The following is a 25,885-nucleotide window of genomic DNA, read 5'->3' on the forward strand; positions in this document are numbered from 1 at the left end:
TTGGGCAATTGATCAGGAACCTTGACGCCCAGGAAAACGGGGCGACGCAATGATGATCCGTGGCAGCATGTGCCGGTGCTGCTCACTGTCACCACCACGCATCAGCCGGCCACCGATCTGGGCTACCTGCTGGTCAAGCATCCTGACCGGCTGCACAGCTTCGATCTGCCGGGCGGCACCGCGTACGTCTTCTACCCGCAGGCCGACCCGGCGCGCTGCACGGCGGCGCTGCTGCTGGAGGTGGACTCCGCGCGGCTGGGTGGTGGGCGCGGCCGGGGCCGGCGCAGCACCGTGCCGGAGGGGTTCAGCCTCGGCCAGTACGTCAACGACCGGCCGTACGCCGCCTCCAGCCTGCTGGCCTCGGCGCTGTCCAAGGTGTTCCGCTCCGCGCTGCGCGGCGACTCCAAGGACCGGCCCGAGCTGGCGGCGACGGCGATCCCGCTGGAGATCCGGGTGCCGGTGCTGCGGTGCCGCGGTGGCGCGGAGATCGCCGAGCGGCTCTTCGCCCCGCTCGGCTGGACGGTGACGGCGACCGAGATCCCGCTGGACGACGCCCACCCGCAGTGGGGCGCCAGCCGTTACGTGGACCTGCTGCTGACCGGCACGCAGCAGCTCGCCGACGCGCTCAACCACCTCTATGTCCTGCTGCCGGTGCTGGACGACTCGAAGCACTACTGGGTCGCGCCGGACGAGATCGACAAACTGCTGCGGGCGGGTGCGGGCTGGCTCGCCGACCACCCCGAGCGGGCACTGGTGAGCCGCCGCTACCTGGCCCACCAGCGGGCACTCGCCGGACTGGCGCTCGCCCGGCTCGCCGAGCTGCGGCTGGCCGAGAACCCCGCCGAGGCCGACAGCGTCACCGAGACCGAGGTGGCCGATGCGGGCGCGGAGAGCGGGCCCGATGCGGCCACGGAAAGCCCGGCAGACGCCGCCCCGGCGTCCGGCGCCGACGCGACCACCGGGACCGACGCGGGTCCGGACGCCGGCGGGCAGGTGGCAACGCCGCAGGCCGTCGGGGACACGCCCGAGGCGAAGCGGGAGTCGCTGGCCGTACGGCGTCGGGCGGCGGTCCTGGCGGCGTTGGAAGCCGCCGGCGCGACCCGGGTGCTCGACCTGGGCTGCGGCGGCGGCGCGCTGCTCGCGGCGCTGGTCCGCGACCGGCGCTACACCGAGATCGTCGGCACCGACGTCTCCAGCGGGGCGCTGGAGATGGCCGCACGGCGGCTGCACCTGGACCGGGTCCCCGAGCGGCAGCGCGACCGGGTGCGGCTGTGGCAGAGCGCGCTGACCTACCGCGACGACCGGCTGCGCGGCTTCGACGCGGCCGTGCTGATGGAGGTGATCGAACATCTCGACCTGCCACGCCTGCCCGCGCTGGAGGACGCCGTGTTCGGGCACGCCCGGCCGGCGACGGTCGTGGTGACCACCCCGAACGTGGAGTACAACGTGCGCTACGAGGGGCTGGCCGGTGGCGGGATGCGCCACCCCGACCACCGGTTCGAGTGGAGCCGGGCCGAGTTCGCGCAGTGGGCGCACCGGGTCGCCGCGGCCCACGGCTACCGGGTCGAGATCGCCGGCATCGGCGACGACGACCCGGAAGTCGGCTCCCCCACCCAGATCGCCACCTTCGTCAAGGAATCCGCATGAAGACTCTCGACATCCCCGAACTGGCGCTGGTGGTCCTGGTCGGCATCTCCGGCTCCGGAAAGTCGACGTTCGCCCGCAAGCACTTCGCCGCCACGCAGGTGCTCTCCTCCGACGCGTTCCGCGCGATGGTCGCCGACGACGAGAACGACCAGTCCGCGTCGGCGGAGGCCTTCGACGTACTGCACTACGTCGCGGGCAAGCGGCTGCGCGCGGGCCGGCTGACGGTCGTGGACGCCACGAACCTGCAGCCGCACGCCCGCGCCGCCCTGGTGAAGGTGGCGCGCGAGCACGACGTACTGCCGGTGGCGGTCGTGCTGGACGTGCCGGAGCCGCTGGCCTGGGAGCGGACCCAGGCCCGGCCGGACCGCACCTTCGACCGCCGGGTGCTGACCCGCATGCAGCGGGACCTGCGCCGGTCGTACGGGCAGCTGGCCCGGGAGGGCTTCCGCAAGGTGCACGTCCTGCACGGCGTAGAGGAGATCGACACCGCCACGATCCGGTACGAGCGCCTCTACAACGACCGGCGGGAACTGCACGGGCCGTTCGACATCATCGGCGACATCCACGGCTGCCGGGCCGAACTGGAGGCGCTGCTGCTGCGGCTCGGCTGGGAACTTGAGCGCGACACGGAGGGACGGCCGGTCGGCGCCCGGCACCCCGAAGGGCGTACGGCGGTCTTCGTCGGCGACCTGGTCGACCGCGGCCCGGACTCGCCGGGCGTGCTGCGCCTGGTGATGGGGATGGTCGGCGCGGGCAGCGGCATCTGCGTGCCCGGCAACCACGAGCAGAAGCTGCTGCGCCGGCTGCGGGGACGCAACGTCTCGCTGACCCACGGCCTGGCGGAGACCGTCGCCCAGCTGGAGGCGGAGGACCCGGCGTTCGTCGCGGAGGTGGCGTCCTTCATCGACGGGCTGGTCAGCCACTACGTGCTCGACGACGGGCGGCTGGTCGTCGCCCACGCCGGGCTCAAGGAGGAGTACCAGGGACGGGCGTCGGGCCGGGTCCGCTCCTTCGCGCTCTACGGCGAGACCACCGGCGAGACCGACGAGTACGGCCTGCCGGTGCGCTACCCGTGGGCGCGGGAGTACCGGGGTGCGGCGATGGTCGTCTACGGTCACACGCCCACGCCGACCCCGGAGTGGATCAACAACACGATCTGCATCGACACCGGCTGTGTCTTCGGCGGTGAGCTGACCGCGCTGCGCTACCCGTCGAAGGAACTGGTCGCGGTGCCGGCGGCGAAGGAGTACTACGCCCCGGTCCGGCCGCTGACCCCGGCGGCGCCGGATCGGCCGGTCGACGCCCTCGACCTCTCCGACGTCACCGGCCGCCGGCACATCGACTACGGCTACGGCACGCTGACGGTCGCCGCCGAGAACGCCGCCGCGGCGCTGGAGGTGATGAGCCGCTTCGCGGTGGATCCGCGCCGGCTGGTGTGGCTGCCGCCGACCATGGCACCCAGCTCCACCTCCACCGTGGATGGTTACCTGGAACACCCGCAGCAGGCGTTCGAGGACTACCGCAGTGCCGGTGTGACCCGGGTGATCTGCGAAGAGAAGCACATGGGCTCGCGGGCGGTGGTGCTGGTCTGCCGGGAGGACGGCGACGGCCCGTTCGGGCCGGGTGGCGGGGCGGTGTACACCCGTACCGGGCGGCCGTTCTTCGGTGCGCCGCTCGACGGCGAGCTGCTCGCCCGGGTCCGGCAGGCGGTGACTGCGGCCGGTCTCTGGGATGAGCTGGCGACCGACTGGCTGCTGCTCGACTGTGAGCTGCTGCCCTGGTCGGCGAAGGCCGGCGGGCTGATCCGGGAGCAGTACGCGAGCGTCGGCGCGGCCGCGACGGCGGCAATGCCGGCCGCGCTGTCGGTGCTTGACGCCGCGGCGGCCCGCGGGCTGCCGGTCGCCGAGCTGCGGGACCGGGCGGTGCGGCGGGCGGGCAACGTCGCCGCCTACCGGGAGGCGTACCGGGCGTACGTGCGCCCGGCCGAAGGGCTGACCGGGGTGACGCTGGCGCCGTTCGCGGTGCTGGCCGGCAACGGCGTCAGCTACGCCGACCGGGATCACGGCTGGCACCTGGGCATCGCCGACCGGCTCTGCGCCGCAGACCCGGAGTTCTTCACTCCCACCCGGCGACAGGTGGTGGAGCTGGCCGACCCGGCGGCGCTCGCGGCGACGACCGACTGGTGGCTGGAGCTGACCGCCGCCGGCGGCGAGGGCATGGTCGTCAAGCCGTACGACGGTCCGGGGGCGCGCGACGGCAAGGGCCGGCTGCTGCAGCCCGGCGTGAAGTGCCGGGGCCGGGAGTACCTGCGGATCATCTACGGTCCGGACTACACGGACCCGGAGAACCTGGCGGCGCTGCGCAACCGGTCCCTGGGCCGCAAGCGGGGGCTGGCCCTGCGCGAACACGGCCTCGGCCTGGCGGCCCTGGACCGGCTGGCGCAGGGTGAGCCGCTGTGGCGCCGGCACGAGCTGGTCTTCGCGATCCTGGCCTGCGAGTCCGAACCGGTGGACCCGCGGCTCTAGCCCTGCCCGCCCTCAGCCGCGTCCGCGCAGCGCCCGCAGCACCTCCAGCGCCTGGGCGTATCCGGTGAAGTGCACGTCGGTACGGGTGGCGTGGTCGGCGAGCGTAAGCGCCACACCCCGGAACGCCGGGAGGGCCGCGACGATCTGCGCCACGTTCTGCGGTGTGTAGTCGAGGACGGCGACCAGGTCGTGGCCCCGGGCGAGCTGGTTGAGGTCGTCGATCTGCAGCTCGTCGTCGTAGGCTGGCGACTCGTCGCGCAGGACCTGCCAGGCGTTGCGGTACTCGGGGAGGACGTCGACCTGAAAGAAGGCCGCCTGCAGGTCGTCGACGGTGGTGTACCGGCTCAGGATCCAGGCGGGATCGTCGTCGTGGGCGGCTTCGATGCCGGCGTACACGATGGAGATGCCGGCCTCGCGCAGCGCGGCGCGTACCTGCGGTTCGGGGATGGCGCCGCCCAGTGGCTGGACGAGCCGGGCCCCGATGGCGCGGGCCCGGCGAATCCCGTCGAACGGGTCCTCGCGCAGGTCCAGCATCGCGACGAGCCCCGCGGTACGCAGCGAAGCGCCGATCTCCGCGGCCAACTCCATCGCGACCGTCCGCCGGTCGGCGAAGCGCGGATCCGGGTCGAGCGGGACGCCGATCAGGCCGGCGCCGAGCTCCTCCACCGCTTTCGCCTCGTCCACCGAGCAGACCCGATCGACCTTGATCAGTTTATTCATAACGGATTATCGTCCCATTCAGCTGATCCGCGCCCTTGAAGTCCGCCGGCACCACCCAGATCTTGCCCTTCGTGCTCGTGGAGATCTTCCAGTACGGCGAGCCGGCCGGCGTGTGCCGGCCACCACCGGGATGGACCTGGACGTTCGTCACCTCCGGATGCCGGTCGATGCGCACCTGCACGGCGTTGCCGGAGGTTCCCTTCTTGGTGCTCTGCTCGACGGTGGCGTCGTACCCGGCATCCCGGAACACCTGGGCGATCTCTTCCGCGGAGCGCCCCGCCACCGACTGCGGTGAGTTCACGAAATCGTCAATGGTCGGTGCCGAGCCGCCGGAATCGGGGCTGTTGCCGGAATTCGGCGTACCTTGACCGCCGGGTCCACCCGGGCGGCCGTCCTCCGCGCGCCCCGTCACGATTGCGTGCCCAGCCTTCACGCTCGCCGGGCCGGGGCCGTTCGCGCCGTCTTTCTGCGACGACGAATCGGCATCATCGCCGCCGTCGCCGGGCTTCCGTGGTGGTGGTGTCATGGCAACCTAGCCGTCGAGAAACCAGGAGAGGCCGGGCCAGGGTCAGGGTCGACGCATCGGTGAAGACGCACCGCCAGGCCTCGCGGCTGCCGGCCCCACCGTACCGGTGTCCCAGCAGTCTGGACGGAGAATATATCGACGGCAACCGTTCGCGCTGCCCCGCCGTGTCAGCGCGGTCAGAAGAGCGTCAGCGGTTCCACCGGCGCCGGCTCGCGCAGCGGCGCCAGCTGCGGCAGGTGCGTGCGGACCTCGTCGTGGAATCGGCGGGCCAGGGCCGGCGCGTCGGCGTTGTCGGGGGTGTGGATGAAGACCGTCGGCGAGCGCCCCTCGCGCAGCCACCCGGCGACGACGCCGACCCAGCGCTGCCAACCCTGGACAGTCAGGTCGGTGTCGTCGCGACCGAGGTAGCGCACGATCGGACGGTCGGTGAGCGCGGCGGCCCGCAGCGGCAGCCGCGGCTTCTTCATCCAGGCGTCCCGTTCGGCGTCACTGGTGGGCCGGTGTGCGAAAAACGCGGTGGTGTCGAAGGGCACCCATTCGGCCGCAGCGGCGTTCAGTGTCGCCTCGAGCCGCGCGGCGGCGCGCGGGTCGGCGAAGAAGTCGCGGTGGCGCACCTCCACGGCGTACCGGTGGGTGTCGGGCAGGCGGCGCAGGAAGGCGGCGAGCGCGGGGACGTCGTCGGGGCCGAAGGAGCCCGGCAGCTGGATCCAGAGCGTCTCCGCCCGTGGGCCCAGCGGGGCGATCGCGTCCAGGAAGGTGCGCAGTTCGGCGTCGCCGCCGGTGAGGCGGCGTTCGTGGGTGACGACCTTCGGCAGCTTCGCCAGGAATCGGAAGTCCGGGCCGGTCTGCTCCGCCCACGACGTGGTGGTCTCCGGCGTCGGGGTGGCGTAGAAGGTGGTGTTCCCCTCTACCGCGTTGCACCAGCCCGCGTATGCCCGAAGGCGCTCATGGGCCGGCGCCGGGTGCGGCAGGAAGCGTCCCTGCCACGCCTTGAGGCTCCACATCGCGCACCCCACGTGCAGCCGCATCGCCTGGCGCCCTCCCCCACCGACACCGGCGGCCGGTGAGCCGGCCGCCGCTACTGCGGGGCCACGTTACCGCTCGGCCCAGACACCCAGTTCGTTGCCGCTGGGGTCGGTGAAGTGGAACCGGCGGCCACCGGGGAACTCGTACGGCCCCTCGACCACCGTGCCGCCGGCGACGGCCACGGCCTGGACCGACGTGTCGAGGTCGGCGGAGAAGAGCAGCACGAACGGACCGCCGCCACCGCGCGCCTGCTCCTTGAGGTTCAGGCCGCCCACCTCGGGCGCGGACTCGTCGTGCGGGTTGCGGATGCCGGCGTACGTCGGGCCGTAGTCGTTGAACTGCCAGCCGAACGCCTCGGCGTAGAAGCGCTTGGCGAGGTCGAGGTCGGTGACCGGGATCTCGATGTAGTCGATGGCGTGATGACGGTGCGTGGCGGTGTCGGACATGCCGGCATCCTGCCCGCCGGGTACGACACGAACGTCACACCGTCAGTCGCCGGGACGCCCCTGCGCCAGCCAGTCGGCGAGCCCGCGCAGGCCCACCGCCCAGCGCCCGAGGTCCGTCACGGCGGCGTGTTCGGTCACCACCGTGAGCAGCTCGGCGACCGCGGCGTCGGCCTTGCCCTCCTCGAGGAAGGTGAGCGCCGAGAAGACGCGTACGGCGTCGGAGTCCGGAAACTCGCGACGGGCACGTGCAAGAACCTCCCGCGAGGCGTCCAGCTCACCGAGCCAGCGCAGCGTGCTGCCGTACTGGCACAGGCAGCGCCGCAGCACGTCGCCCTCAAGCCCCAGCTCGAGCGCCTGCTCGTAGCGGATTCGCGCCTCCTGCTCCTGGCCGGCGGTGTCGTAGGCGCCGGCGACCTCGTACGTCAGCACGGGGTGCCCGGGGTGGCGGGCCAGGAGGTCCTCGAAGTAGGCGATCGTCGGCGCCATGTTCGCGCGGTCACGCCGCTCGTAGCCGACGCGGATCGCTTCGGCGATCTCGGGAGCGATGGGGGAATTCACGACGGCGAGGCTATCGCAGCCATCTGCCATCTGCTCGCCGAGCAAACGCCCCCGGGTCGTTCTTCAGCCGGCCGTCACCGGTTCGGGGCGATCCCGCCGCGAGGCCGGCGCCGCGGGGGTCGCCGGTTGGCAGGGAGGCAACGTCCCGTACGGCGATGGCGGAGGCCGCCGGGACACCGCCGGCAGGCTGGGCGGCGGACGCCGGGGTCGACACCCGGCCTGATCCGGCACTTGATCCACACCTACCTGGGCCTCTGGGAGAACCCGGTCAGCGCCGAGCCCTTCCTGGCCGTCCCGACGGAGCGCGCGCTTCAGGTCCACCCCCATTTGCCGCCGTTGCCTGGGTGTTCCGCACCCAGGCAACAGGGCACCCCATGCCCCTAGCCTGGGGACATGCGCGACAACCAGCTCGGAGAATTCCTGTGTGCCCGCCGCGCGGCCCTGCAGCCGCAGGACGTTGCCATGCCGAGCCACGGCCTGCGCCGGGTCACCGGCCTGCGCCGTGAGGAGGTCGCCGTCCTGGCCGGGGTGAGCGCCGACTACTACACCCGCCTGGAACAGGGCCGCGAACGCCACCCCTCGCCCCAGATGCTCAATGCGCTCAGCCGTGCCCTCCGGCTGGACGGCGACGCCCGCGCGCACCTGTACCGCCTGGCGGGGGCTGCACCCAGCGAACAGTTCGACCACGTCACGGACCGGGTCAGCCCTACCCTGCGGCAACTGCTGGACGGCTACCCCGGCGCGCCGGCATTCGTCATCAACCGGACCCTGGACATCCTGGCGACCAATGCCCTGGCCGACGCCCTGTATTCGCCCTTCGCGCCGGTGGACAACCTCGCGCGGATGACCTTCCTCGACCCCGCGGCCCGCCAGTTCCACACCCGGTGGAGCTGGACGGCCGAGGCGACCGTCGCCAATCTGCGCCATGCGGCCGGCTTCGACTCCGAAAGCGCGCGGCTCCGGGAACTCGTTCACACCCTCACCGACCAGAGCGCGGACTTCGCCCGTCTGTGGAACACCCATGCGGTACGCGGCAAGACGCAGGACGCCAAGCACTTCCTCCACCCCGAGGTCGGCCCGCTCTCCCTGACCTACCAGGCCCTCGACGTACGCGACGCCCCGGGCCAGCAGCTCGTCGTCTACCAGGCCGAGCCCGCCGGCCCCAGCGCCCAGGCCCTGAACCTCCTCGGCTCCCTCCACGCCACCTGGAAGCAGACCCGGCCTGACCCTCGACAGGCCCGGCTGCGGTGAGGCTGTGATAGCGAGTGCCTCCTCAAAGGATCATGACGAAGTGACTGCGAACCACCCGCAATCGGCTGGTTCAAGACGACGCACGGCCCGGCGGAGGCTCCTGGCGGCGCTCGGTGGCGGTGTCACCCTCGGCGCTCTCGGCCTGTTCGCGACAAGCACCACCAGCGCACCCGGCAACCGGCACGGGAGCGACGTTCGTACCGGCCCCACGATCGGCGCCGAGCAGAGAAGAGGAGAGGCCCAGATGCTCGACGAGACGCTGCTGGCGGCCATCACCGCGAACAGCGGTGACCCGCGCCGCCCGCTGCTGTTCCACAACACCACCATCCATACCGCCGACCCGGCGATCGGTGACCTGGCGGGGGCGGATCTGCTCCTCGCCGGAGACGTCATCGTCGGTCTCGGCCCGGACCTGCACGCCGCGGCCGTCGATGACGACCCGATCGTCGTCGATGGCACGGGGCTGACCATCGTGCCGTGGATCATCCGCGGCGCTGCGGACGCCGGCTCGCACGCTCACCTCGCCGACCGGGTCGGCGTCCTCCGGCCGGGCAGCCCGGCGACCTTCGCCGTGCTCCCCGGGCGCTCCTCCGGGGCCGGACTGGAGATGGTCGTCTGGCGGCCGGAGCAGGCCGCCGTGCTCGTCGTCGACGGCGAGGTGACGCTCTTCGACGGCCGCCCCCTGACTCCGACGCCGACCGAACCCCTCCGGTCGCAGTCGGTGCGGAACCCGTACCTGGGGATGTGGATCGACGAATCCGGCTACATCCACCAGGAGCTGACCGCCGACGGCCGGTACGACGAGACGCGAGGCGGCCGGCCGCACGCGTACCAGGGGGCGTTCTGGATCGAAGGCGACTGGATCGTCTACCGGGACGACCTGGGCTTCTGGGCGTACGGGCGGTTCAACGACGGCGTGCTGCACCATGCCGGCTACACCTTCCACCGCCGCGACGAACGCGATGATCCCGAACGGACCGCCCACCAGTATCTGTGGCGCAATCAGCAGAGCCTCCAGGCCCAGACCGCGTAGCGGGTCGGTCGCGTCATTGGAGAGGTGGTTGGCCGGCGTAGCCGGACTCCCAGGCGTACACGGCGATGCCGACCCGGTTCCGCGCTCCGAGCTTGCGCTGGATGCTGGCGACGTGGGTCTTCACCGTCCCGGCGCTGATGAACAGTTCGGCGGCGATGTCGGCGTTGGTCTTCCCCTCCGCCACCCGGCCGGCGATCTCCATCTCCCGCGGCGTCAGCGCCTCCACGGGCGCCGGCAGGGCCGGCTGCGTGACGTGCTTGAGCAGGCGCACCGTGATGGATGGGCTGATCAGGCTGTCCCCCGCCACCGCCGCCCGGACCGCCTCGATGAGCAGCGCCGGACCGCAGCGTTTGAGCAGGAAACCGGAGGCGCCGTAGCGCAGCGCCGGATACACGTACTCGTCCAGGTCGAAGGTGGTGACCACCACGACCTTGGTCGCGCGGGTGGCCGGGGAGTCGGCGAGCAGCCGGGTCACCTCAAGGCCGTCCATTCGGGGCATGCGGATGTCGACCAGCGCCACGTCGGGGCGCAGACTACGGGCGAGTTCGACGCCGGCCACGCCGTCGGCCGCCTCGCCGACGACAGTGATGTCGGGTTGGCTCTCCAGAATGCGGCGCATGCCGTTGCGGACCATCTGCTGGTCGTCGGCGATCAGCACTCGAATGGGCATCTCGCAGATCGTGGCACAGCCCGCCGGGGACGGACGGCCTCGACTCGGATTCGGGTCATGGCCCGGGCGAGGGATCATGCCCTCACCTGACCCCGGGCACGGCCGGCAAGGTACGTGACGCCGACGAGAGCCGCGGCAACACCGAGGATCAACAGTGGACCGGGGCCGGCCGGCACGCCGTCGGGGCGGGCGGTGCCCATGAAGTCCAGGAAGGCGATTCCGTTGATCGCGGCGTACCACCACATCAAAAAGATCGCCTGGAAGAGCCGATGGGTGCGGCTCAGCACGCCCAGGGCCAGCGCCAGCGACGGAATGAAGAGCGCACCCGCAGCCCAGACCGCCAGGCCCGGCCGGTCGGCCGCGGCCAGCATTCGCACCGCGGGGGCGATGCCGGCCAGCGCGGTGAGCAGCACCCCTGCCGCCCACTCGGCGATCAACCTTCGCCGGCCCCATGGGTACGCCCCCAGGATCGCGTCCACGCCGTACTCGTACCGCTGGGTGCCCAGGCGTGACCAGACCAGTACGGGCCAGATCCAGCTCAACGGCAGGATCACCAGGATCATCCCGTCGAAGGGCATCACCAGGCCGAGCACCGTGAGCAGCACCGCCCCCAGCCACCACCAGGGCGACACTCCCTGGATCAGGACCCGGAACTCGCCGACGAGCAGGCGGACGTACCCGCCGCGGCGCCGCACCACTGAGGCGGGCAGGCTCCTCGTCGTGGTGACCGCCGGCCTCGCCGTGGTGCCCGCCGGCCTCGCCGGAGCGGACGATGCGCCTGCCAAGGGCACCGCGGGAGTCACGGGCTCCTCCACCGCGCCAGCCGCCGCCGAACCGTGACCGCGAGCCGGATCGAAGCGCGGAAACCACAAGGCCGGCACGAGGGCCAGCAGCACCGCGAGCGCGATCATCGCGAGCCGGCCGCCGAGAAAGCCGCCGGTGAGGTCCAGTCCGTCCCAGACGAAGGTACGCAGCGGAGTGTCGAGGTAGACGAGGCCGAGGCTGAAGCCGCCCTCGGAGATGTCGATGCCCTGCTCTGCCATCGCAAGTCCCATGGACTGCGCCACCGCGTGCACTCCGATGCCACCGAGCGGCGCACCGGGCGACTGGCCGCCGATGGCCACCACCAGCCAGACGAAGAACCACACGATGTTGCCCAGGCCCGCCCTCAGCAACGGCACGCTCTCGAAGAGCAGCGCCATGGCCGCCGTGAACGCCACCACCGGCAGCGCGATCACCACGAAGGGAGCCAGGAGCGCGACCGGATCGATCCCCCGGTCCTCACCGCGCGCCACCTGCACCACCAGCGCGGTGACCGCCAGCACCCCGACCATCGAGGCGAGGATCAGGCAGTTGCTCAGGAACTTGCCGAAGAAGTAGCCGGCCGTACGCATCGGCGTGGCGGCGAGCAGCCGGCCGACGCCGCTGCTCTGGTCCCGGCTGATCGCATTGCGCACCACGTAGAACCCGCCGAGGGTGAGCCACAACGCGCCGGCCAGCGCGATCAGCGTCCCGGTGTAGGCGGAGTTGTAGACGCCCCGGTGGTGGCCGATGTACATGACCACCCAGCGGGCGTCGGCCTCGGGCGCGGCGACATAGCCCAGCCCGACGGCGGCGAGCAGGGTGACCGCGTACGCCGGGCGGCGCATCCGGTCCTTGCAGTCGGCGACGGCGAGCCCGCCGATGATCGCGAGAGACATCACCGCACCACCCCCTGCGCCGCGTACCGGCCGGCGGCCCGGTTGATCACGGCCAGGTACGCGTCCTCGAGATCCGGGGCGACCGGTACCGGGTCCGGGCCCGGCGCCACGGGCGAGAGCAGCCGTACCCGGACGCCCGCGGCGGTACGCACCAGTCGGCTGATCACGAACCGGTGCTGGAGCACCGGCACCTGAGCGGAGGGGACGACGAGTTCCCAGACCTGCCCCTGCACCTGACGGAGCAGTCCCTCCGGGCTGTCCCGGCAGAGCAGCCGGCCGTTCGAGACGATGGCGATGTCGGAGGCGACCGACTCGACGTCCGACACGATGTGGGTGGAGAGCATCACCACCCGCTCGGCGGCGAGGTCGCTGAGCAGATTGCGGAACCGGACCCGCTCCTGCGGGTCGAGCCCGGCGGTGGGCTCGTCAACGATGATCACCTGCGGATCGGCGAGCAGGGCCTGGGCGATGCCCACCCGCCGCAACATGCCGCCGGAGTACTTGCCGAGCGGCCGCTTCAGGGCCTCGGTGAGATTGACCATCTCGATCAGCTCGTCGATGCGTGCCGCGGCCGACCTGGCGGAGAGTCCCTTGGCCGCTGCCAGGTAACGCAGGAACTCCCGTGCGGTCAGGTTCGGGTAGACACCGAAGTCCTGCGGCAGGTATCCGAGGACCCGGCGCAGCAGATCCGGCTTCGCCACCACGTCCTGGCCGTTGAAGAGCACCTGGCCGGAGGTCGGTTTGGTGACCGTGGCGGCGACCCGCATCAGCGAGGACTTCCCCGCACCGTTCGGCCCGAGCAGGCCCAGCAGCCCGGGCTCCATCCGCAGCGTCACCGCGTCCACCGCGCGTTTGCCCTTGGCGTAGACCTTGGTGATGTCGGTCAACTGCAGCATCTGCTCCCCCTGATTGCCTCGGCCACCGCATCATCGGCAGTCAGGCACCCGCCGGACATCTGCCGATCGGCAGATTCGTCGCAGCTTTCTGCCAGGGATGCCCCCGCTCTCCTCGGGGAAGGCAGGAGTCTGTGGCAGCGGGAAGCGGGTCAGGCGATTCCTGGTGACACGGAGGGCCCCGACGTGTGCTTCGGCTCGATGAGCCCGGGCGCGGGGATGACGCACCGGACGCACCAGCCGGTTTCGGTCCGGCCGGCGCTCAACTCGCCGCCCAGGGCACGCACCCGCTCCTCCAGCCCCACCAGCCCGGTGCCACCGCCTACCCGCCGGACGGTGAGCGCCCCCGCGGTACGGCCGTTGTCGGTCACGCCGATCTCCACCGCGGGGCCGGGGACCGTACGTACCCGCACCTGCACCTCGGTGGCCCGGTACGCGTGCCGGCGCACATTGGTCAGCGCCTCCAGCACGACCGCGTACCCGACGGCCTCACGCTCGGCTCCGATCGTTGCCTCCGGCCCGTCCGCCAGGTCGGCCACCGCTCGCAGTGACGAACCGGAGGAGAACCGATTGACGAGTTCCGGGAGGTCAGCCAGCCGGTACACCCGAGCGGACGCTGCGCGGTCACCGTCGCCGCCGACGTCACGCAAGGTCTGCACGGTGTGGTCCATCGAGTCCAGCGCCCGCAGCCCGGCCGCTTCGATTCTCGCCAGGAGCGTCCGGGCCTGCTCGGCGTCGAGCGGCTCCCACTGGGCCGCCTGCGCTTCCAGGACGATGCCGGTCACCTCGTGGGCGACGAAGTCGTGCAGGTCGGCGGCGACCCGAAGGCGCTGCTCGCGGCGGGCCTCGTTGACAGCGCGTACGCGCCGCATGTCCAGCGACCGCAGGTAGCCGCCGATTCCGGCAGCCACCACCACCGGGAACATCGTCAGCGCCACCGTGATGATCGAGAGTTCGAGGACCGGGCCGTCGTCGCGCAGGGTGAACCGCAGCGGCAGCAGCAACGCCGCCGCCGCGCAGGCCGTCGCCGTCACCACCACCAGCCGATCCGGCACGGAGCGGATGACCCGGCCGAGCAGGAGCAGCAACGCCGGCATCTCGAAGAACATCCAGAACAGCGCCAGCCCGGCAGGCCCCGGATAGACGACGTCGACCAGCAACGACAGTGCGGCCGTGCCGGCCGCCGCATGGGCGAGCGACACCCGCCGCAGCGGCCACCGGATCAGCGGCACGGCCGTGGCGAGCGCCGCGGTGCCGGCCACGACCCAGCCGGGCAGTGGCGCGATGAAGGCGGGACAGAGCACCAGGAAGGCCAGGAGCGCGGCCAACAGATGCGTGTTACGCCAGGTCGATACGGTTCCGGTCCGCATCCGGTCAGGTTAGACAGCGGCCTGAAAACTTCAACCTGCCCGCCGCGTATCGGAAGGCTGACCACGTGCGGCAGCTTGGACCGGGTGGGCCTTTTCCACGGTCCGACGCTCACCCACAGCCAGGTCGGTCGAGTCACGCCTGGGTTACCCGGCGCGCCCTCTTCAGATTCAGGATCAACTCGTCGCGCTTCTGATGCGCGTGCCGGTTCCAGGCAGGCTGGCCCGGGCCGCTGCGCCAGGATTCGCGCAGCGGGCTGTTGTCCACCGTGTCGAAGCCGAACTGGTCGTAGAGGCGCGTCACGAGTTCGACGGCTTCGGGGAAGTCGCTCGACACCGACAGCGCCAACCGCTCGGGGTGACCGGCCGGCCGCGCGGAGGTGAGCAGCCGGGGTGCCTGGATGTGGGTGAACGCCTTGGCGACCTTGGAGGTGGGGAGCTGTTCCTGACGGAGCTCGTGGACGGTCTTCTCCCCCGAGTCGATGACCGGGATGTTCCCGTCGCGCCAGACCATGTAGTTGTTCGTGTCCAGCACGATCTTGCCCGCGAGCTCCTCGACCGGCATGTCGGTGACGACCTTGAGCGGCACCGCCACGATGGCGAAGTCGCCGGCCGCCGCGGCTTCCGCCGCGTATGCCGCCCTTGCCGACCCGCCGAGTTCGGCGATGAGGCCGTTCAGCGTCTCGGGCCCCCGGGAGTTGGCGATGACGACCCGGTAGCCGGTCGCGATTGCCACGCGGGCGATCTGACTGCCGACCTCACCGGCCCCGATGATCCCGATCGTTGTCACAGCTGGTTCCACCTCGATATCCCTGATCTCAGGCGGTCAGCTGCCGGAGCAGCTCGGCCGAGTCGTGCAGGGCGGTCATCTGCACGAACCGGCCGTCGCTGACCTTGTAGATGGCGTACTCGACGATTTCGAACGAGGCGCCGGAGGGAGGGACACCGAGCCACTCCTTCACCGGGGTGCCGGTGTTGATCGCGCGTACGGCGATGCGGTCCCGGTCGAAGAGCAGTTCCTTGACCTCCCAGCGCAGGTCCGGGACGGCGTCGACGTCGTGCTTCTGCACCGCGAGGACGTCGTCGCGGGTGCCCGGCTCGCCGTTGAGCATCACCTGGTCGTTGATGAACTCGTCCATCCCGTCGAACTTGTGGGCGTTGAGATCCGCGACGTAGCGCAGGTACCAGTCACGCAGACCGTTCTCGGTCATTTCAGGTGTCCTTTCGGGACGATCGGTCCGCCGGGCGTCCTCCGCGTCCATTGCTGCTGACGAGGGTCACCCGGCGGCCGATATTTTTGTACTGATCGGTTGCGGAGAACGCTAGCAGGTTTCTGTACCGATCGGTTGGTGAGCCGGGTCACGATGTGTACCGAGCGGTAGAGTGGCGTCATGGGCACTGCGACGCACACCCCCGGCCGACCACGGGCGTTCGACGAGGAGACCGTCCTCGACCGGGCCACGGAGGTCTTCTGGCGGCACGGCTACGAAGGCGCGTCGCTGAGCGCCCTCACCAGCGCGATGGGCATCAACCGGCCCAGCCTGTACGCCGCGTTCGGCAGCAAGGAACAGCTCTTCCAGCGCGCCTTCGCCCGCTACCACGACACCCAGCTGGCCAACGCGCGCGCCGCCCTCGCCCAACCCACCGCGTACGCCGCCATCGAGGCATTCCTGCGCTCCAGCGCCGACGGCCTCACCGCCGGCGACCACCCCGCGGGTTGCCTCTCCGTCCAGGGCGGCCTGGCCTGCTCACCCGAGAACGCCCGGATCTCCGAGGTCCTGGCCGCCGGCCGGGCCGCCACCGAGTCCGCCCTCGAAGAACGACTGTCCCGCGCGGCGAAGGAAGGAGACCTCCCGGACGGCGTCGAGCCCCGGGCGCTGGCGCGGTTCGTGATGGCGCTCAGCGAGGGTCACGCCGTCCACGCCGCCGCCGGCGCGAGTCGCGAAGACCTGCAGGCCTCCGTCGACATCGCCCTGCGAACCCTCCTCGCACCCCATCGCTGATGGAATCCGGCAGCGAAGTGCGGCACTTTTGATCCTCGCTGCTGACAACCTTTGGCGGCACGATCGCCGTGTTAAGGGGCGTCATGAGGAGCTGATGCCTTGCCAACCGAAGATGTCGAGTACGCCGTGTTCGTCCAGCGGGTCTGGCCGGAATACCTGAGGATCGCCACTCTCCTCTGCGGAGACCAGCACGAAGCCGAAGACCTCCTGCAGGACTGCCTGGTCGCCCTGTATCCACGCTGGGGAAAGCTCGCTCGGCGGGGCGATCCAACCGCCTACCTGCGCCGAATGCTGGTCAACCGCCGGGTCAGCCGGTGGCGGCGGCGCCGTAGGGAAATCTTGACCGACCGCCCCCCGGACAGCACGGCGCCCTCCGGGGAGCCGGGCGATCCCCATCCGGAACTGGCCGCCGCGTTGCGGTCACTGCCGCGCCACCAACGTGCCGTGGTGGTCCTGCGGTACTACGCCGATCTCACCGAAGCGGACGTGGCGTCGACGCTGGGCTGCTCGATCGGCACGGTGAAGAGCCAGCATGCGCGGGCGATGACCCGCCTGCGTGCGCACATGCCGAAATCTGATCTCTTGAAGGGAAGGACGGGTTGATGAGTTCGGACGATTCGCACCTGTCGGGCGCGCTGCGGTCGATGGCCGGCCAAGTGAATGCGCCGGCAGCTCCGGTGGAGGAGATCATGCGCCGGGGGCGGCGGGTCCACCGGACCCGGACGATCGGATCCCTGGTGGCAGTGGGGGCCGTCGTCACCGGCGCCGCGGTGGTGACGACGATGTCGCTCGGCCCATCCGTGCCGGCGTACGCCGTGGTCGCTCAGGCTGACGACCGGATCAGCGTGACCGTGAACCGGTTCGGCGATCCGGCGGACGCCAACAGCGCATTGCACCGGATGACCGGTGGACGGGTCGTGATCGTCCTGGAGCAGTCGAGCTGCCCGCCCGGCAGCCAGGGCGAACGCTTGATGCCCGAATCGGGACCTCAGGGTCCGATTGGCCTGAAGAGGCCCGGCCTCGCGTCGGTGGACTCCTCATCAGTTTTGACGGTCAGGCCGGACTCGGTGCCCGCCGGCCAGGTGCTTGTCCTCACGCCAACCGCGCTTCCGCACGTTGACGGGGCGGTGTCATGGGGGCTGCAGTTCCACCGTCAGCCTGGTCCGACCTGCGTCACGCGGTGACGCACCGGGCTCGACCGGTCCAGCTCACCGGAGGGTTTCGCACCCCAGCGGACCTGGGCACCCTTCAGTTCTGACATCGGCCGATCGGCAGAAGTGGCGGCGATCACAGCACTATGGCACCCGATTCCGCCGCACCGGTCGTCTTACCCCATGTGAGACGAAGCCTGGACGCGGCCGACGAGCAGGAGCTCGTACGCCGCGTGGCCCGCAGCGACCGGCGGGCCTTCGACGAGCTCTACCGGCGTACGGCGCCGTGGCTGGAGGTGCGGCTGCGGCGCCGGTGCGCCGACCCGGACGTGGTCGCCGACGTGCTCCAGGAGACCTACCTGGCGGTGTGGCGGTCGGCGGGCAGCTTCGCCGGCGGCCACGTCAAGGGCACCGCCGTCGGCTGGTTGTGGACGATCGCCGCGCACCGCCTGGTCGACGCGTTCCGGCGCCGCGCGCGGCAGGGCCGGATGCCGCAGGTCCACCCGGCCGACACCGTCGCGCCGGCCGCCGAGGAGGTGGCGCTGGCCGGCCGGGTCGGGCAGGAACTCGAAACCGCCCTCGCCGCCCTGCCGCCCGAGGTCCGCGCGGTGCTGCGCGCCACCGTTCTCGACGGCTTCTCCGTCCGGGAGACGTCCGTGCTGCTCGGCGTCCCCGAGAACACCGTCAAGTCGCGGGTCCGCCGGGCCCGGATCGCCCTGCGGGAGGCCCTGTCATGACCACCCACCCCACCCTCGGCGAAATCGACCGCTACGCCGCCGGCGAGCCCGGCCTGGACGAGGCGACCGTCTGGTCGATCGAGGTGCACCTGGAGGGCTGCGCCGACTGCCGTGCCCGCCTGGCCGGCGGCACCACGGCCGCGTCCCGGACCCTGATCACCGAGGTCGCGGCCGCCCTCGACCGCGAAATCGCCGCCGGCCCCACCCCGAGAGCCAGGGCCTTCTTCCGTACGCCGGTGCGGCAGCGCTGGTTCGTGGCCGTACTGCTGCCCTGGGTTGTCATGGCCGCCGCCGTGCTCGGCACCGCGGCGCTGCTCACCCACTCCCTGCCGCATCTGCCGTCGATCGTGTTGCTGCTCGCTCCCCTGGCGCCGCTGCCCGGGGTCGCGGCCGCCTGGAGCAGACGCACCGACCCGGCATGGGAGCTGATCGCCGGCACCCCCTCGGCGGGCCTGACGATGCTGCTGCGGCGTACGGCCGTGGTGCTGGTCCTCGTCATCCCGGTGCTCGCGGCGTTCGGGGCCGTCGGTGCGAACCGGGCGAATCCCGCGCTGATGCTCCTGCCGTGCCTGGCCTTCACCGCCGCCACGCTGCTGCTCGGTTCCTTCGTCGGCGTCGCACGGGCCGCGATCGGCCTGATGGTGGCCTGGGCCGCCGCCGTGGTCGCCCCGAGCCTCGCCACCGCCGAACTTCCCGTGCTGCTCACGCCCGCAGCCGCCGGCCCATGGGCCCTCGGCACGGTTGCGTTGGCCGCCCTCACTCTCCTGCGCGCCGGCACTTTCCGGCGCCTCACCTCGTTCTGAAGGGAACACCATGCGAACGGTGAGCACGGCCGAGACGGCCGCCACCATCCACCCCTGGGCCATCCACGCCCAGGCGCTGCGGGTACGAGCCGGACGCCACCTGGCCGTGGACGGACTCGACCTGAGCCTGGGCACCGGCGTGCACGGCCTGCTGGGGCCCAACGGCGCCGGCAAGACCACCCTGATCCGTGCCCTGGCGACGGTGGCCAAGCCGGCCGGCGGCACGCTGACCCTGCTCGGCACCCCCGTCGACGGCCGCGCGGACCTGCGCCCGGCCCGGCGCGCGCTGGGCTACCTGCCGCAGCACTTCGGCTTCTACCCGCGGTTCACGGTGCGCGAGTTCGTGTCGTACATGGCCTGGTTGAAGGAGATGCCGAAGGCCGACGTGCCGGCCGCGACGCAACGCGCGATCGACCGGGTGGGGCTCGCCGCCAAGGCCGACGCCCGGCTCAAGACGCTCTCCGGCGGCATGCTGCGCCGGGCCGGCATCGCCCAGGCCATCGTCAACGACCCGCAGTTGCTGCTGCTGGACGAGCCGACCGTCGGACTCGACCCCGAGCAGCGCCTCGACCTGCGCGAACTGCTGCGTGACCTGGGCACCGACGCCTGCGTACTGGTCTCCACCCACCTGGTCGAGGACGTGGTCGCCGCCTGCACCGACGTGGTGCTGGTCAACGAGGGCCGGCTGCTGTGGCAGGGCGCGCCCGAAGCGCTGGGAGCACAGGGCGACGCCGGTCACCCGGGCGACAGCCCCGCCGAACGCGGCTACTCGGCCCTGCTGCGCCGCCATCGCGCGGAGGCGACCCGATGAGCATCCTCGGACTCGAACTGCGCCGCTCCGCCGCAGCCGGCGCCGCCCTGCTCGCCCTGGCGGTCGGCGTGGCCGCCCTCTACCTCATCCCCGGACGCTGGTCGGAGGGGTGGATGCCACTCGTGCTGACCAGCAAGGAGTACCTGATCCTGCTCTGGCCGCTCGCCCTGGCCGCCGGCGCCTGGCAGGGCCGCCGCGAGCACCGGGCCAAGGTCGGTGAACTCTTCGCCACCACACCCCGGTCACGCGCCCGGCGGATGCTGCCCGTCCTCGTCGCCATGGGCGCCACTCTCGGGCTCGCCTACCTGCTCGTGCTCGTCGCGGGCGGCGTACGGATCGCCTCGACCGCCTCCTATTTCCCGCCGGACGTCGTCGTCATCGTGCTGGTCGGCGTGCTTTCCCTGGTCGCGGCGGCCTGGTTGGGTCTGGGCCTGGGGCGGCTGCTGCCCGCCCTGGTGACCGCTCCGGTGCTCGCCGTGGCCGGCGTGCTGCTGGTCTTCTTCACCGCGATCATGCGGCCGTGGTGGTTGGGCGCGGTGCTCTCCCCCGTCTACGGCAGCAGCATGTGGTACCCGTTCCAGACCATCGACTCGGGCGTGACCGGCGCGCTCGCGATCTGGATGGGCGGGCTCGCCCTGGCCGGCGTCCTGCTGCTGGTCGGCGGGAGCCCCCGCGCCCGGGTGGCCGCCGTCCTGCCGGTGCTGCTGGGCCTCGGTGTCGCTACGGCGATCGTTCCCCGCGACAAGGCCGCCCTCCTCGCGCCGGTCGACCCGGTCGCCCGCGAACTCGTCTGCACCGACGACGCGCCGAAGGTCTGTGTGACGCGGGTCCACGCGAACGTGCTGGAGTCGGTGACCCCGCTCGCCCGCGAAGGGCTGGCCGTCCTCGCGAAGCTGCCGGGCGCACCCACCGAGGTACACGAGTACGCGCGGGCCATTGACGAGGAGAACCCGGCCGTCCGCGACGACGTCGTCGTGATCAACGTACGGATCGACGACCGCGGCGGCCTGGCTCTACCCGACGTCGTGGTGCTCGAAGTCGTGTCCGGACTGGGCGTCGGCTACACCGGCGACTGCCCTCGTGACCCCGCGGTCGAGCGGGCCGCCGCCTACCATCTGCTCGGCCGCGAGCCGGTCTCCGACCTGGAGCTCTACCCCGAGATGATCTGGGAGGAGCCGGAGTTGAACGCCGAGGCGGTAGCGCTCTGGCAGGACCTGCAGGAACTGCCCCCGGCGGAGGCGCTCTCCCGCGTAGCGGCCGTACGGGCGGCGATCCTGGCCTGCCAGGACAGCACCGGACTGCTGTCGCAATGATCCTCCACCTGCGCGCGCGACGCGTACCCCTGGCCCTGGCCGCGTCCGTCGGTGCCGCGGCCCTGATCTGGGCGCTGTGGCTGATCTTCTCCGACAATCGCGACTCGGCTGCCCTGATCGTGGTGCTGACGATCGCGCTGATGGTGTCGGCACTCTCGCCCACCCTGGCCGGCCCGGACGAGGATCTGGAACGCGCCGCCGCGCTGCGCTGGCCCCGGCAGCGGGCCCTGCACCTGCTGGCCGCGGTGGCGGTCGTGGTCGTCGTGCTGCTCGCCACCCTGCTCACCGGCGCGCGGTTCGGCCCGGCCACGCTGGTGCTCGGCACCACTGCCGGGCTGGTGGGCCTGACCGCTGCCTGCGCGACGGTCGTCGGCGCGGCCCGCTCCTGGTTCCTTCCGCTGGGATGGACGGTCGTCGCCGCCCTGTTCCCCCAGTCGTCGGGCACCTGGGGCGTCCTCGCCACCTGGCAGAGTCAGCCGCACACCAACGGACTCGCGGCGACGGTCGCGGCCGTGCTGGCGGTGGGCGGTCTGGCGACGTACGCCTTTTTCGGAGCGGCCCGGAGCGCCACGGCCGATCAGTAAAGCGTTGCCACTGACGAAACCGTCCCACCGCCGGCGCGAAGCTCAAGATGCCGGCGGTGGGAGGGTGGTCCTGCTTCGGGGGGCCTCCGAGGTGGCAGCCCTCCACCGGGTGCCTGCCGGCGCCTTTGCGATGGTGACCGACGACGAAGCGGAGGAGTTCGGCATGGGCCGGCGCGTAGAGCTGCCCCTGTCCCCTGCACCAGCCGGTTAGTGGAAACTGCTCGCAGAAATCAGGATCGCAGGATTTTTTCGATCGCCCTACCCCGGGCCAGTTCGTCGACCAGCTTGTCGAGGTAGCGGAGCTGCCGCATCACCGGGTCTTCGATCTCCTCGACCCGCACTCCACACACGACGCCGGTAATCAGCGGGGCATCGGGGTTCAGACGAGCCTCGGCGAAGAACTCCTCGAACGAGGTCTCCTCCGCCAGGTGCCGCTCGACGTCGGTGTCGTCGAAGCCGGTCAGCCATGCGATGACCTGGTGCAGCTCGGCTTTCGTGCGGCCCTTCTTCTCCACCTTGGTGACGTAGTGCGGATACACCGCGGAGAACGGCATCCGGTAGACCCGCTGCAGGGTCTTTTCGTCCGTCTTCATGCCGCAAACCTAGCGTCAGCTTCGAACCAGGTCATCCACCTGCGTCATCAATCCTCAGTTTGCCCCACCGCCCCCAGCGCGACTACGGGGACTTCGGTCCATTCGTGTTCTGTCGAAACCAGTACGAGCACGCAGTTCGCGAGGCTGCGGCCGCCAGCCTGCCCCCATCCCCCTGACAGGGGCCAAGGACTGCGACGACCGCTCGGTGTCAACGGTGGCGGCCCGAGTACCGGTCGGCTGGCGGCGCCGTGCTCAGCACCGCGGTCGGGGCGTCGCCCTTGCCCGTTCCGGCAGGCGCCGTCGAGGGGGTTTTCGCGGGCGGAACCGACTCGTTCGGGGCGCGTCGGCGGCGGATCATCAGCGCGAGCGCGCCCCCGGCAATCAGCAGGCCACCCAGGATGGTGAAGATCAACGAGCTGCTGCCTTCGTCGCTGACGGCTTTCAAGGCGGGCACCGCCGCGGCATCGCTCGTCTCCGGCTCGGAAGCCTCGTCCACCGCCGGCGTCGAGCTCGCTGCCGCTTCGGGTGACGGTGGGGTCTTGGTGGGCGGGGCGACGGCGGCCAACGTGACCAGCGTGCTCGCGGTGTCACCGGCGGTTCCCGTCACGGTGGCGCGGGTGGTGCGGTAGCCGTCGAGGGCGACGATGATTGTGATCGGGCCCGCGGCGATCGGTTTGCCGGCACTGGATTTGATCGAGAACCGGCCGCTGCGGTCGCTGGTCGTACGGTATTCGTGCCCGGCGCTGTCCCGGACGGTCAAGGCCGCGCCGCCGACCGCCTTCCCGTCGCTGTCGCGGACTCGGCCGGCGACTCGGACCACATCGGTGGACGGCTCTTCCGCGTCGGGTGACGAGGTCCCCGGGCCGTGGACGTACACCATCTTGTGGTCGAAGCTGTTCTGCTCGCCGAGGCGGACGGCGGCCGAGATGTTGAGGCCGGTGGTCACATTCGGGCTTACCGTGGGCGCCACGAGCGTGGCCTCGAGGTCGAAACTCTGACCCGGTTTGAGGCTGGGCTCTGCCCGGCATCCGGTGGCGCATCGCAGGCCGCCACCGATCACCACGATCGCCGTTTCAGTCCTGTTCCCGGTGTTCGTGACGCGGACCCGCAGACGCACGGTGTCGCCGGGCTTCACGTTCTCCGCCGACACGCTCAAGATGCTGATGGGTGCCGGCGCGCCCGCCACGGGTACCGCAGGCAGCGCAAGCGCCGTCGCGATCAGCGCGATCAGCGCGGCACCGCGGGCACGTAAACGGGTTGCCACTTCCCACCATCTTCCTCGGAGGCAGGCAACACCGGTCGATGACGCCGCGCGGCCACTATGCCCTGTGGAGGCGTGTTGCGCGACCCCGTACGACCCGCGCCGGCCCCTCGTCAGAACTCGGGTGGAAACGGCGTCAAGAATCGCCAGTGCCCGATGTTCATGATCAACGAAGTCGGCTCGCAATCATCTACGATCTTGCATGTTACTGAGACCCTGCGCCGCGCCACCACGATTGTGCAAACCATGCGTTTGGCGACCCCGGCCCCGGGCAGCCGAGGCCGCTGACGCATGCGGCCAAGCAGGCTAAACTAACCCCTTAGCTAAGCGAGGAGGTTGCGCCATGTCGGCTGAGGCCGTGCACTACAACATGCATGATGCCAAGACCCATCTGTCGCGCATCATCGAACGGGTGGAACGCGGCGAGGAGATCATCATCGGCCGGGCTGGCACCCCGGTGGCGAAGGTCGTACCGCTGGTCCGGCGGGTCAACCGCGCCGCAGTCGGCTCCCTCGCGGGCCAACTGGACCTCTCCGGCGACTGGGACTCACCACAGACCAACGCCGAGATTGCCGACGACTTCGGCATCGGCGCATGAACCTGCTGTTGGACACTCACGTCGCGCTCTGGGCCATCACCGGCGACCCGACCCTCGGCGCCGAGTTGCTCGATCGACTACGCCACGAGCCGGACATCTTCCTCTCCCCGGTCACCCTGTGGGAGATCACCATCAAACAGAGCACCGGGAAACTCGCCGGACCCCCTGATCTTGCAGAGCGGGTAAGAGACATGGGCTTCCGGGAACTCCCGGTGACCCACGCCCACGCCATCGCCGCCAGCCGCCTGCCATCGCTTCACCGCGATCCCTTCGACCGCATGCTGGTGGCACAGGCAATCACCGAAGGACTGACCCTCGCCTCCCGCGACGCGTCGATAGCGCTGTACGACGTGGACGTCCTCAAGGTCTGATCCGATTCTTAGAAGGACTATTCGGCAACTTCCTGCGATCGCCTGTAGTCCTCCGTCGACTGATGCGCGACACTCGTTCGCCAACTGATCTGCAACACCTCAACGCGCTGGTCCCGGCAGATTCGGGCGTCCGCGGAACTCGCTTGATCTGGCGACTGAGGTTGGTGCATCGTCGCCGCATGAGTGTCAGAACGGTCCTCGTGACCGGCGGCGGATCGGGTATCGGCGCGGGCATCGTGGTAGAGCTTGCTGCGGCCGGCTATCAGCTAGCCGTCGTTGATCGCAACGCCAAGGCCGCCGGCCGGGTCGCTGAGCAGGTGAAAGCCGCTGGCGGTAACGCCGTGCCCGTCACCGCCGACGTCAGCGACGTGGACGCCGTGGCCAGCGCTGTGGCCGAGGTGCGCGATTCCTTCGGGACGGTTGACGTCCTGGTGAATAATGCCGGCTTCGCCCGGGACAACCACATCCTGGACATGCCGATCGAGGACTGGGACTCCGTGCAGTCCACGCACCTGCGGGGCAGCTTCCTGATGCTCAAAGCCGTGGCTCCGCTGATGAGCGCCCAGCGGTGGGGCCGTGTCGTCAATATTTCGAGCATCTCCGCGCTCGGGGACGACGAACGTGTCAACTACGTCGCTGCCAAGGCGGGCCTGGAGGGACTTACCCGAGCGGCTGCTCTGGACCTCGCCCCCCACGGGATCACCGTCAATGCAGTGGGGCCAGGTGTCATCCCGACGGCAATGACTGAAGTCAGCGCAGCACGTGCCGGCCGCAGCCTGGACGAGCAGTTGGCCGCCCAAGCAGCACAGATCCCACGCGGACGTGTGGGATCGCCTCACGATGTGGCCAGAGCCGTCCAGTTCTTCATCGCCGAAGACGCGGACTTCATCACCGGCCAGGTCCTCTACGTCAGCGGAGGCCCGCATGGCTGATTCCGGACCGATCGTCGTCCGCGAGGCATCTGGTGAAGACTGGCCCGGCATCTGGCCGATCATTGCCGAGGTCGCCCGCGCAGGGGAGACGATCGCGATGGACGCCACCCCGGATGAGGCGACCGTACGCGCGGACTGGATGACTGGGCCGCCTGGCCGCGTCACGGTGGCCTGCGGCCCCGATGGAGCCATCCTTGGGACCGCAAACATGTACGCCAATCGACCAGCCCAGGGGTCACACGTCGCCTCGGGCACCATCATGGTCGACGCGAGAGAACGCGGACGCGGTGTGGGCCTGCCCCGCTTTGACGGACATCCGAGATCAGGGGACCTGGGGTCTCCGGGAGGATGTCCATCATCATGGAG

Annotated in this window: 29 protein-coding genes; 16 read left to right on the forward strand and 13 right to left on the reverse strand. The window is 70.9% G+C overall.

Annotated features, from left to right (window positions below; all coding sequences use genetic code 11):
* Window positions 1-75: 75 nt before the first annotated feature.
* Entirely contained in the window at window positions 76-1,647 is a 1,572-nt protein-coding gene (locus tag ACK8GG_RS09245) for a 3' terminal RNA ribose 2'-O-methyltransferase Hen1 (RefSeq protein WP_440356061.1), read from the forward strand.
* Window positions 1,644-4,172 carry a polynucleotide kinase-phosphatase gene (locus ACK8GG_RS09250; RefSeq protein ID WP_440356062.1) on the forward strand — a complete coding sequence of 843 codons (2,529 nt, stop codon included), beginning with the start codon at window positions 1,644-1,646 and terminating at the stop codon, window positions 4,170-4,172. The genes ACK8GG_RS09245 and ACK8GG_RS09250 overlap by 4 nt, the downstream gene beginning before the upstream one ends.
* Before the next feature lie 12 nt (window positions 4,173-4,184).
* On the opposite strand, the gene ACK8GG_RS09255 is transcribed toward ACK8GG_RS09250, so the two are convergent.
* The 5 genes from ACK8GG_RS09255 to ACK8GG_RS09275 all read right to left on the reverse strand — a co-directional run bounded on the left by ACK8GG_RS09255 (window position 4,185) and on the right by ACK8GG_RS09275 (window position 7,448).
* A complete protein-coding gene (locus tag ACK8GG_RS09255) occupies window positions 4,185-4,892 on the reverse strand; it encodes a beta/alpha barrel domain-containing protein (protein ID WP_440356063.1) in 708 nt (235 codons plus the stop codon).
* The gene (locus ACK8GG_RS09260; protein WP_440356064.1) at window positions 4,885-5,418 is read right to left on the reverse strand and encodes a hypothetical protein; all 534 of its coding nucleotides are present in this window, start codon (window positions 5,416-5,418) and stop codon (window positions 4,885-4,887) included. Before ACK8GG_RS09260 ends, ACK8GG_RS09255 begins: the two co-directional genes overlap by 8 nt.
* A 176-nt stretch (window positions 5,419-5,594) precedes the next feature.
* A complete protein-coding gene (locus ACK8GG_RS09265) occupies window positions 5,595-6,446 on the reverse strand; it encodes a DUF72 domain-containing protein (RefSeq protein WP_502216354.1) in 852 nt (283 codons plus the stop codon).
* A 66-nt stretch (window positions 6,447-6,512) separates the two neighbouring features.
* A complete protein-coding gene (locus ACK8GG_RS09270) occupies window positions 6,513-6,890 on the reverse strand; it encodes a VOC family protein (protein WP_440354915.1) in 378 nt (125 codons plus the stop codon).
* Window positions 6,891-6,932: 42 nt separating this feature from the next.
* Window positions 6,933-7,448 carry a tetratricopeptide repeat protein gene (locus tag ACK8GG_RS09275; protein ID WP_440356065.1) on the reverse strand — a complete coding sequence of 172 codons (516 nt, stop codon included), beginning with the start codon at window positions 7,446-7,448 and terminating at the stop codon, window positions 6,933-6,935.
* Window positions 7,449-7,841: 393 nt separating this feature from the next.
* Between ACK8GG_RS09275 and ACK8GG_RS09280 the strand changes: the two genes are divergently transcribed.
* Window positions 7,842-8,699 (forward strand): helix-turn-helix transcriptional regulator, encoded by an 858-nt coding sequence (locus ACK8GG_RS09280; RefSeq protein ID WP_440356066.1) that lies wholly within the window; start codon window positions 7,842-7,844, stop codon window positions 8,697-8,699.
* Between the two features lie 244 nt (window positions 8,700-8,943).
* The gene (locus ACK8GG_RS09285; protein WP_440356067.1) at window positions 8,944-9,732 is read left to right on the forward strand and encodes an Atu4866 domain-containing protein; all 789 of its coding nucleotides are present in this window, start codon (window positions 8,944-8,946) and stop codon (window positions 9,730-9,732) included.
* Between the two features lie 13 nt (window positions 9,733-9,745).
* Here the strand turns inward: ACK8GG_RS09285 and ACK8GG_RS09290 are convergent, their stop codons facing one another.
* From ACK8GG_RS09290 to ACK8GG_RS09315, 6 genes are all read right to left on the reverse strand, one after another.
* Entirely contained in the window at window positions 9,746-10,402 is a 657-nt protein-coding gene (locus ACK8GG_RS09290) for a response regulator (protein ID WP_440350608.1), read from the reverse strand.
* 74 nt (window positions 10,403-10,476) lie between these two features.
* Window positions 10,477-12,102 carry an ABC transporter permease gene (locus ACK8GG_RS09295; protein WP_440356068.1) on the reverse strand — a complete coding sequence of 542 codons (1,626 nt, stop codon included), beginning with the start codon at window positions 12,100-12,102 and terminating at the stop codon, window positions 10,477-10,479.
* Complete coding sequence (locus ACK8GG_RS09300) at window positions 12,102-12,998, reverse strand: ABC transporter ATP-binding protein (protein ID WP_440354920.1); 897 nt, start codon at window positions 12,996-12,998, stop codon at window positions 12,102-12,104. The genes ACK8GG_RS09295 and ACK8GG_RS09300 overlap by 1 nt, the downstream gene beginning before the upstream one ends.
* Window positions 12,999-13,147: 149 nt before the next feature.
* Window positions 13,148-14,365 carry a sensor histidine kinase gene (locus ACK8GG_RS09305; RefSeq protein WP_440356069.1) on the reverse strand — a complete coding sequence of 406 codons (1,218 nt, stop codon included), beginning with the start codon at window positions 14,363-14,365 and terminating at the stop codon, window positions 13,148-13,150.
* Window positions 14,366-14,498: 133 nt separating this feature from the next.
* A complete protein-coding gene (locus tag ACK8GG_RS09310) occupies window positions 14,499-15,152 on the reverse strand; it encodes an NADPH-dependent F420 reductase (RefSeq protein ID WP_440354922.1) in 654 nt (217 codons plus the stop codon).
* 28 nt (window positions 15,153-15,180) lie between these two features.
* A complete protein-coding gene (locus tag ACK8GG_RS09315) occupies window positions 15,181-15,573 on the reverse strand; it encodes an ester cyclase (protein ID WP_440350612.1) in 393 nt (130 codons plus the stop codon).
* 180 nt (window positions 15,574-15,753) lie between these two features.
* Here ACK8GG_RS09315 and ACK8GG_RS09320 point away from each other — a divergent pair, with 180 nt between their 5' ends.
* From ACK8GG_RS09320 to ACK8GG_RS09355, 8 genes are all read left to right on the forward strand, one after another.
* Window positions 15,754-16,365: a TetR/AcrR family transcriptional regulator gene (locus ACK8GG_RS09320; RefSeq protein WP_440356070.1), complete on the forward strand. Its 612-nt coding sequence runs from the start codon at window positions 15,754-15,756 to the stop codon at window positions 16,363-16,365.
* A 99-nt stretch (window positions 16,366-16,464) separates the two neighbouring features.
* On the forward strand, window positions 16,465-16,968 hold the full coding sequence (locus ACK8GG_RS09325; RefSeq protein WP_440354923.1) for a SigE family RNA polymerase sigma factor: 504 nt from the start codon (window positions 16,465-16,467) through the stop codon (window positions 16,966-16,968).
* On the forward strand, window positions 16,968-17,549 hold the full coding sequence (locus ACK8GG_RS09330; RefSeq protein ID WP_440354924.1) for a hypothetical protein: 582 nt from the start codon (window positions 16,968-16,970) through the stop codon (window positions 17,547-17,549). Before ACK8GG_RS09325 ends, ACK8GG_RS09330 begins: the two co-directional genes overlap by 1 nt.
* 152 nt (window positions 17,550-17,701) lie before the next feature.
* Window positions 17,702-18,253 (forward strand): RNA polymerase sigma factor, encoded by a 552-nt coding sequence (locus ACK8GG_RS09335; RefSeq protein WP_440350614.1) that lies wholly within the window; start codon window positions 17,702-17,704, stop codon window positions 18,251-18,253.
* A complete protein-coding gene (locus tag ACK8GG_RS09340; RefSeq protein WP_440356071.1) occupies window positions 18,250-19,056 on the forward strand; it encodes an anti-sigma factor family protein in 807 nt (268 codons plus the stop codon). Before ACK8GG_RS09335 ends, ACK8GG_RS09340 begins: the two co-directional genes overlap by 4 nt.
* A gap of 10 nt (window positions 19,057-19,066) precedes the next feature.
* Window positions 19,067-19,867, forward strand: a complete 801-nt coding sequence (locus ACK8GG_RS09345) for an ATP-binding cassette domain-containing protein (protein ID WP_440356072.1) — start codon at window positions 19,067-19,069, stop codon at window positions 19,865-19,867.
* A complete protein-coding gene (locus tag ACK8GG_RS09350; RefSeq protein WP_440356073.1) occupies window positions 19,864-21,180 on the forward strand; it encodes a hypothetical protein in 1,317 nt (438 codons plus the stop codon). Before ACK8GG_RS09345 ends, ACK8GG_RS09350 begins: the two co-directional genes overlap by 4 nt.
* The gene (locus ACK8GG_RS09355) at window positions 21,177-21,764 is read left to right on the forward strand and encodes a hypothetical protein (protein WP_440356074.1); all 588 of its coding nucleotides are present in this window, start codon (window positions 21,177-21,179) and stop codon (window positions 21,762-21,764) included. The genes ACK8GG_RS09350 and ACK8GG_RS09355 overlap by 4 nt, the downstream gene beginning before the upstream one ends.
* A 230-nt stretch (window positions 21,765-21,994) precedes the next feature.
* Here the strand turns inward: ACK8GG_RS09355 and ACK8GG_RS09360 are convergent, their stop codons facing one another.
* Together ACK8GG_RS09360 and ACK8GG_RS09365 are read right to left on the reverse strand one after the other, a co-directional pair.
* Complete coding sequence (locus tag ACK8GG_RS09360; RefSeq protein ID WP_440356075.1) at window positions 21,995-22,357, reverse strand: DUF2200 domain-containing protein; 363 nt, start codon at window positions 22,355-22,357, stop codon at window positions 21,995-21,997.
* A 208-nt stretch (window positions 22,358-22,565) separates the two neighbouring features.
* The gene (locus ACK8GG_RS09365) at window positions 22,566-23,621 is read right to left on the reverse strand and encodes a carboxypeptidase regulatory-like domain-containing protein (protein ID WP_440356076.1); all 1,056 of its coding nucleotides are present in this window, start codon (window positions 23,619-23,621) and stop codon (window positions 22,566-22,568) included.
* Window positions 23,622-23,961: 340 nt separating this feature from the next.
* Here ACK8GG_RS09365 and ACK8GG_RS09370 point away from each other — a divergent pair, with 340 nt between their 5' ends.
* The 4 genes from ACK8GG_RS09370 to ACK8GG_RS09385 form a co-directional block, all read left to right on the forward strand.
* Window positions 23,962-24,216: a type II toxin-antitoxin system Phd/YefM family antitoxin gene (locus tag ACK8GG_RS09370; protein WP_440354930.1), complete on the forward strand. Its 255-nt coding sequence runs from the start codon at window positions 23,962-23,964 to the stop codon at window positions 24,214-24,216.
* The gene (locus ACK8GG_RS09375) at window positions 24,213-24,587 is read left to right on the forward strand and encodes a type II toxin-antitoxin system VapC family toxin (protein ID WP_440354931.1); all 375 of its coding nucleotides are present in this window, start codon (window positions 24,213-24,215) and stop codon (window positions 24,585-24,587) included. Before ACK8GG_RS09370 ends, ACK8GG_RS09375 begins: the two co-directional genes overlap by 4 nt.
* 179 nt (window positions 24,588-24,766) lie before the next feature.
* Window positions 24,767-25,519: an SDR family NAD(P)-dependent oxidoreductase gene (locus ACK8GG_RS09380; RefSeq protein WP_440356077.1), complete on the forward strand. Its 753-nt coding sequence runs from the start codon at window positions 24,767-24,769 to the stop codon at window positions 25,517-25,519.
* Window positions 25,512-25,885 (forward strand): GNAT family N-acetyltransferase (locus tag ACK8GG_RS09385; RefSeq protein ID WP_440356078.1); only part of this gene is annotated, 374 nt, incomplete at its 3' end. The genes ACK8GG_RS09380 and ACK8GG_RS09385, both read left to right, overlap by 8 nt.

Origin of the sequence: Melissospora conviva (assembly GCF_049523535.1) — a bacterium.
GTDB classification, from domain to species: Bacteria; Actinomycetota; Actinomycetes; order Mycobacteriales; family Micromonosporaceae; genus Melissospora; species Melissospora conviva.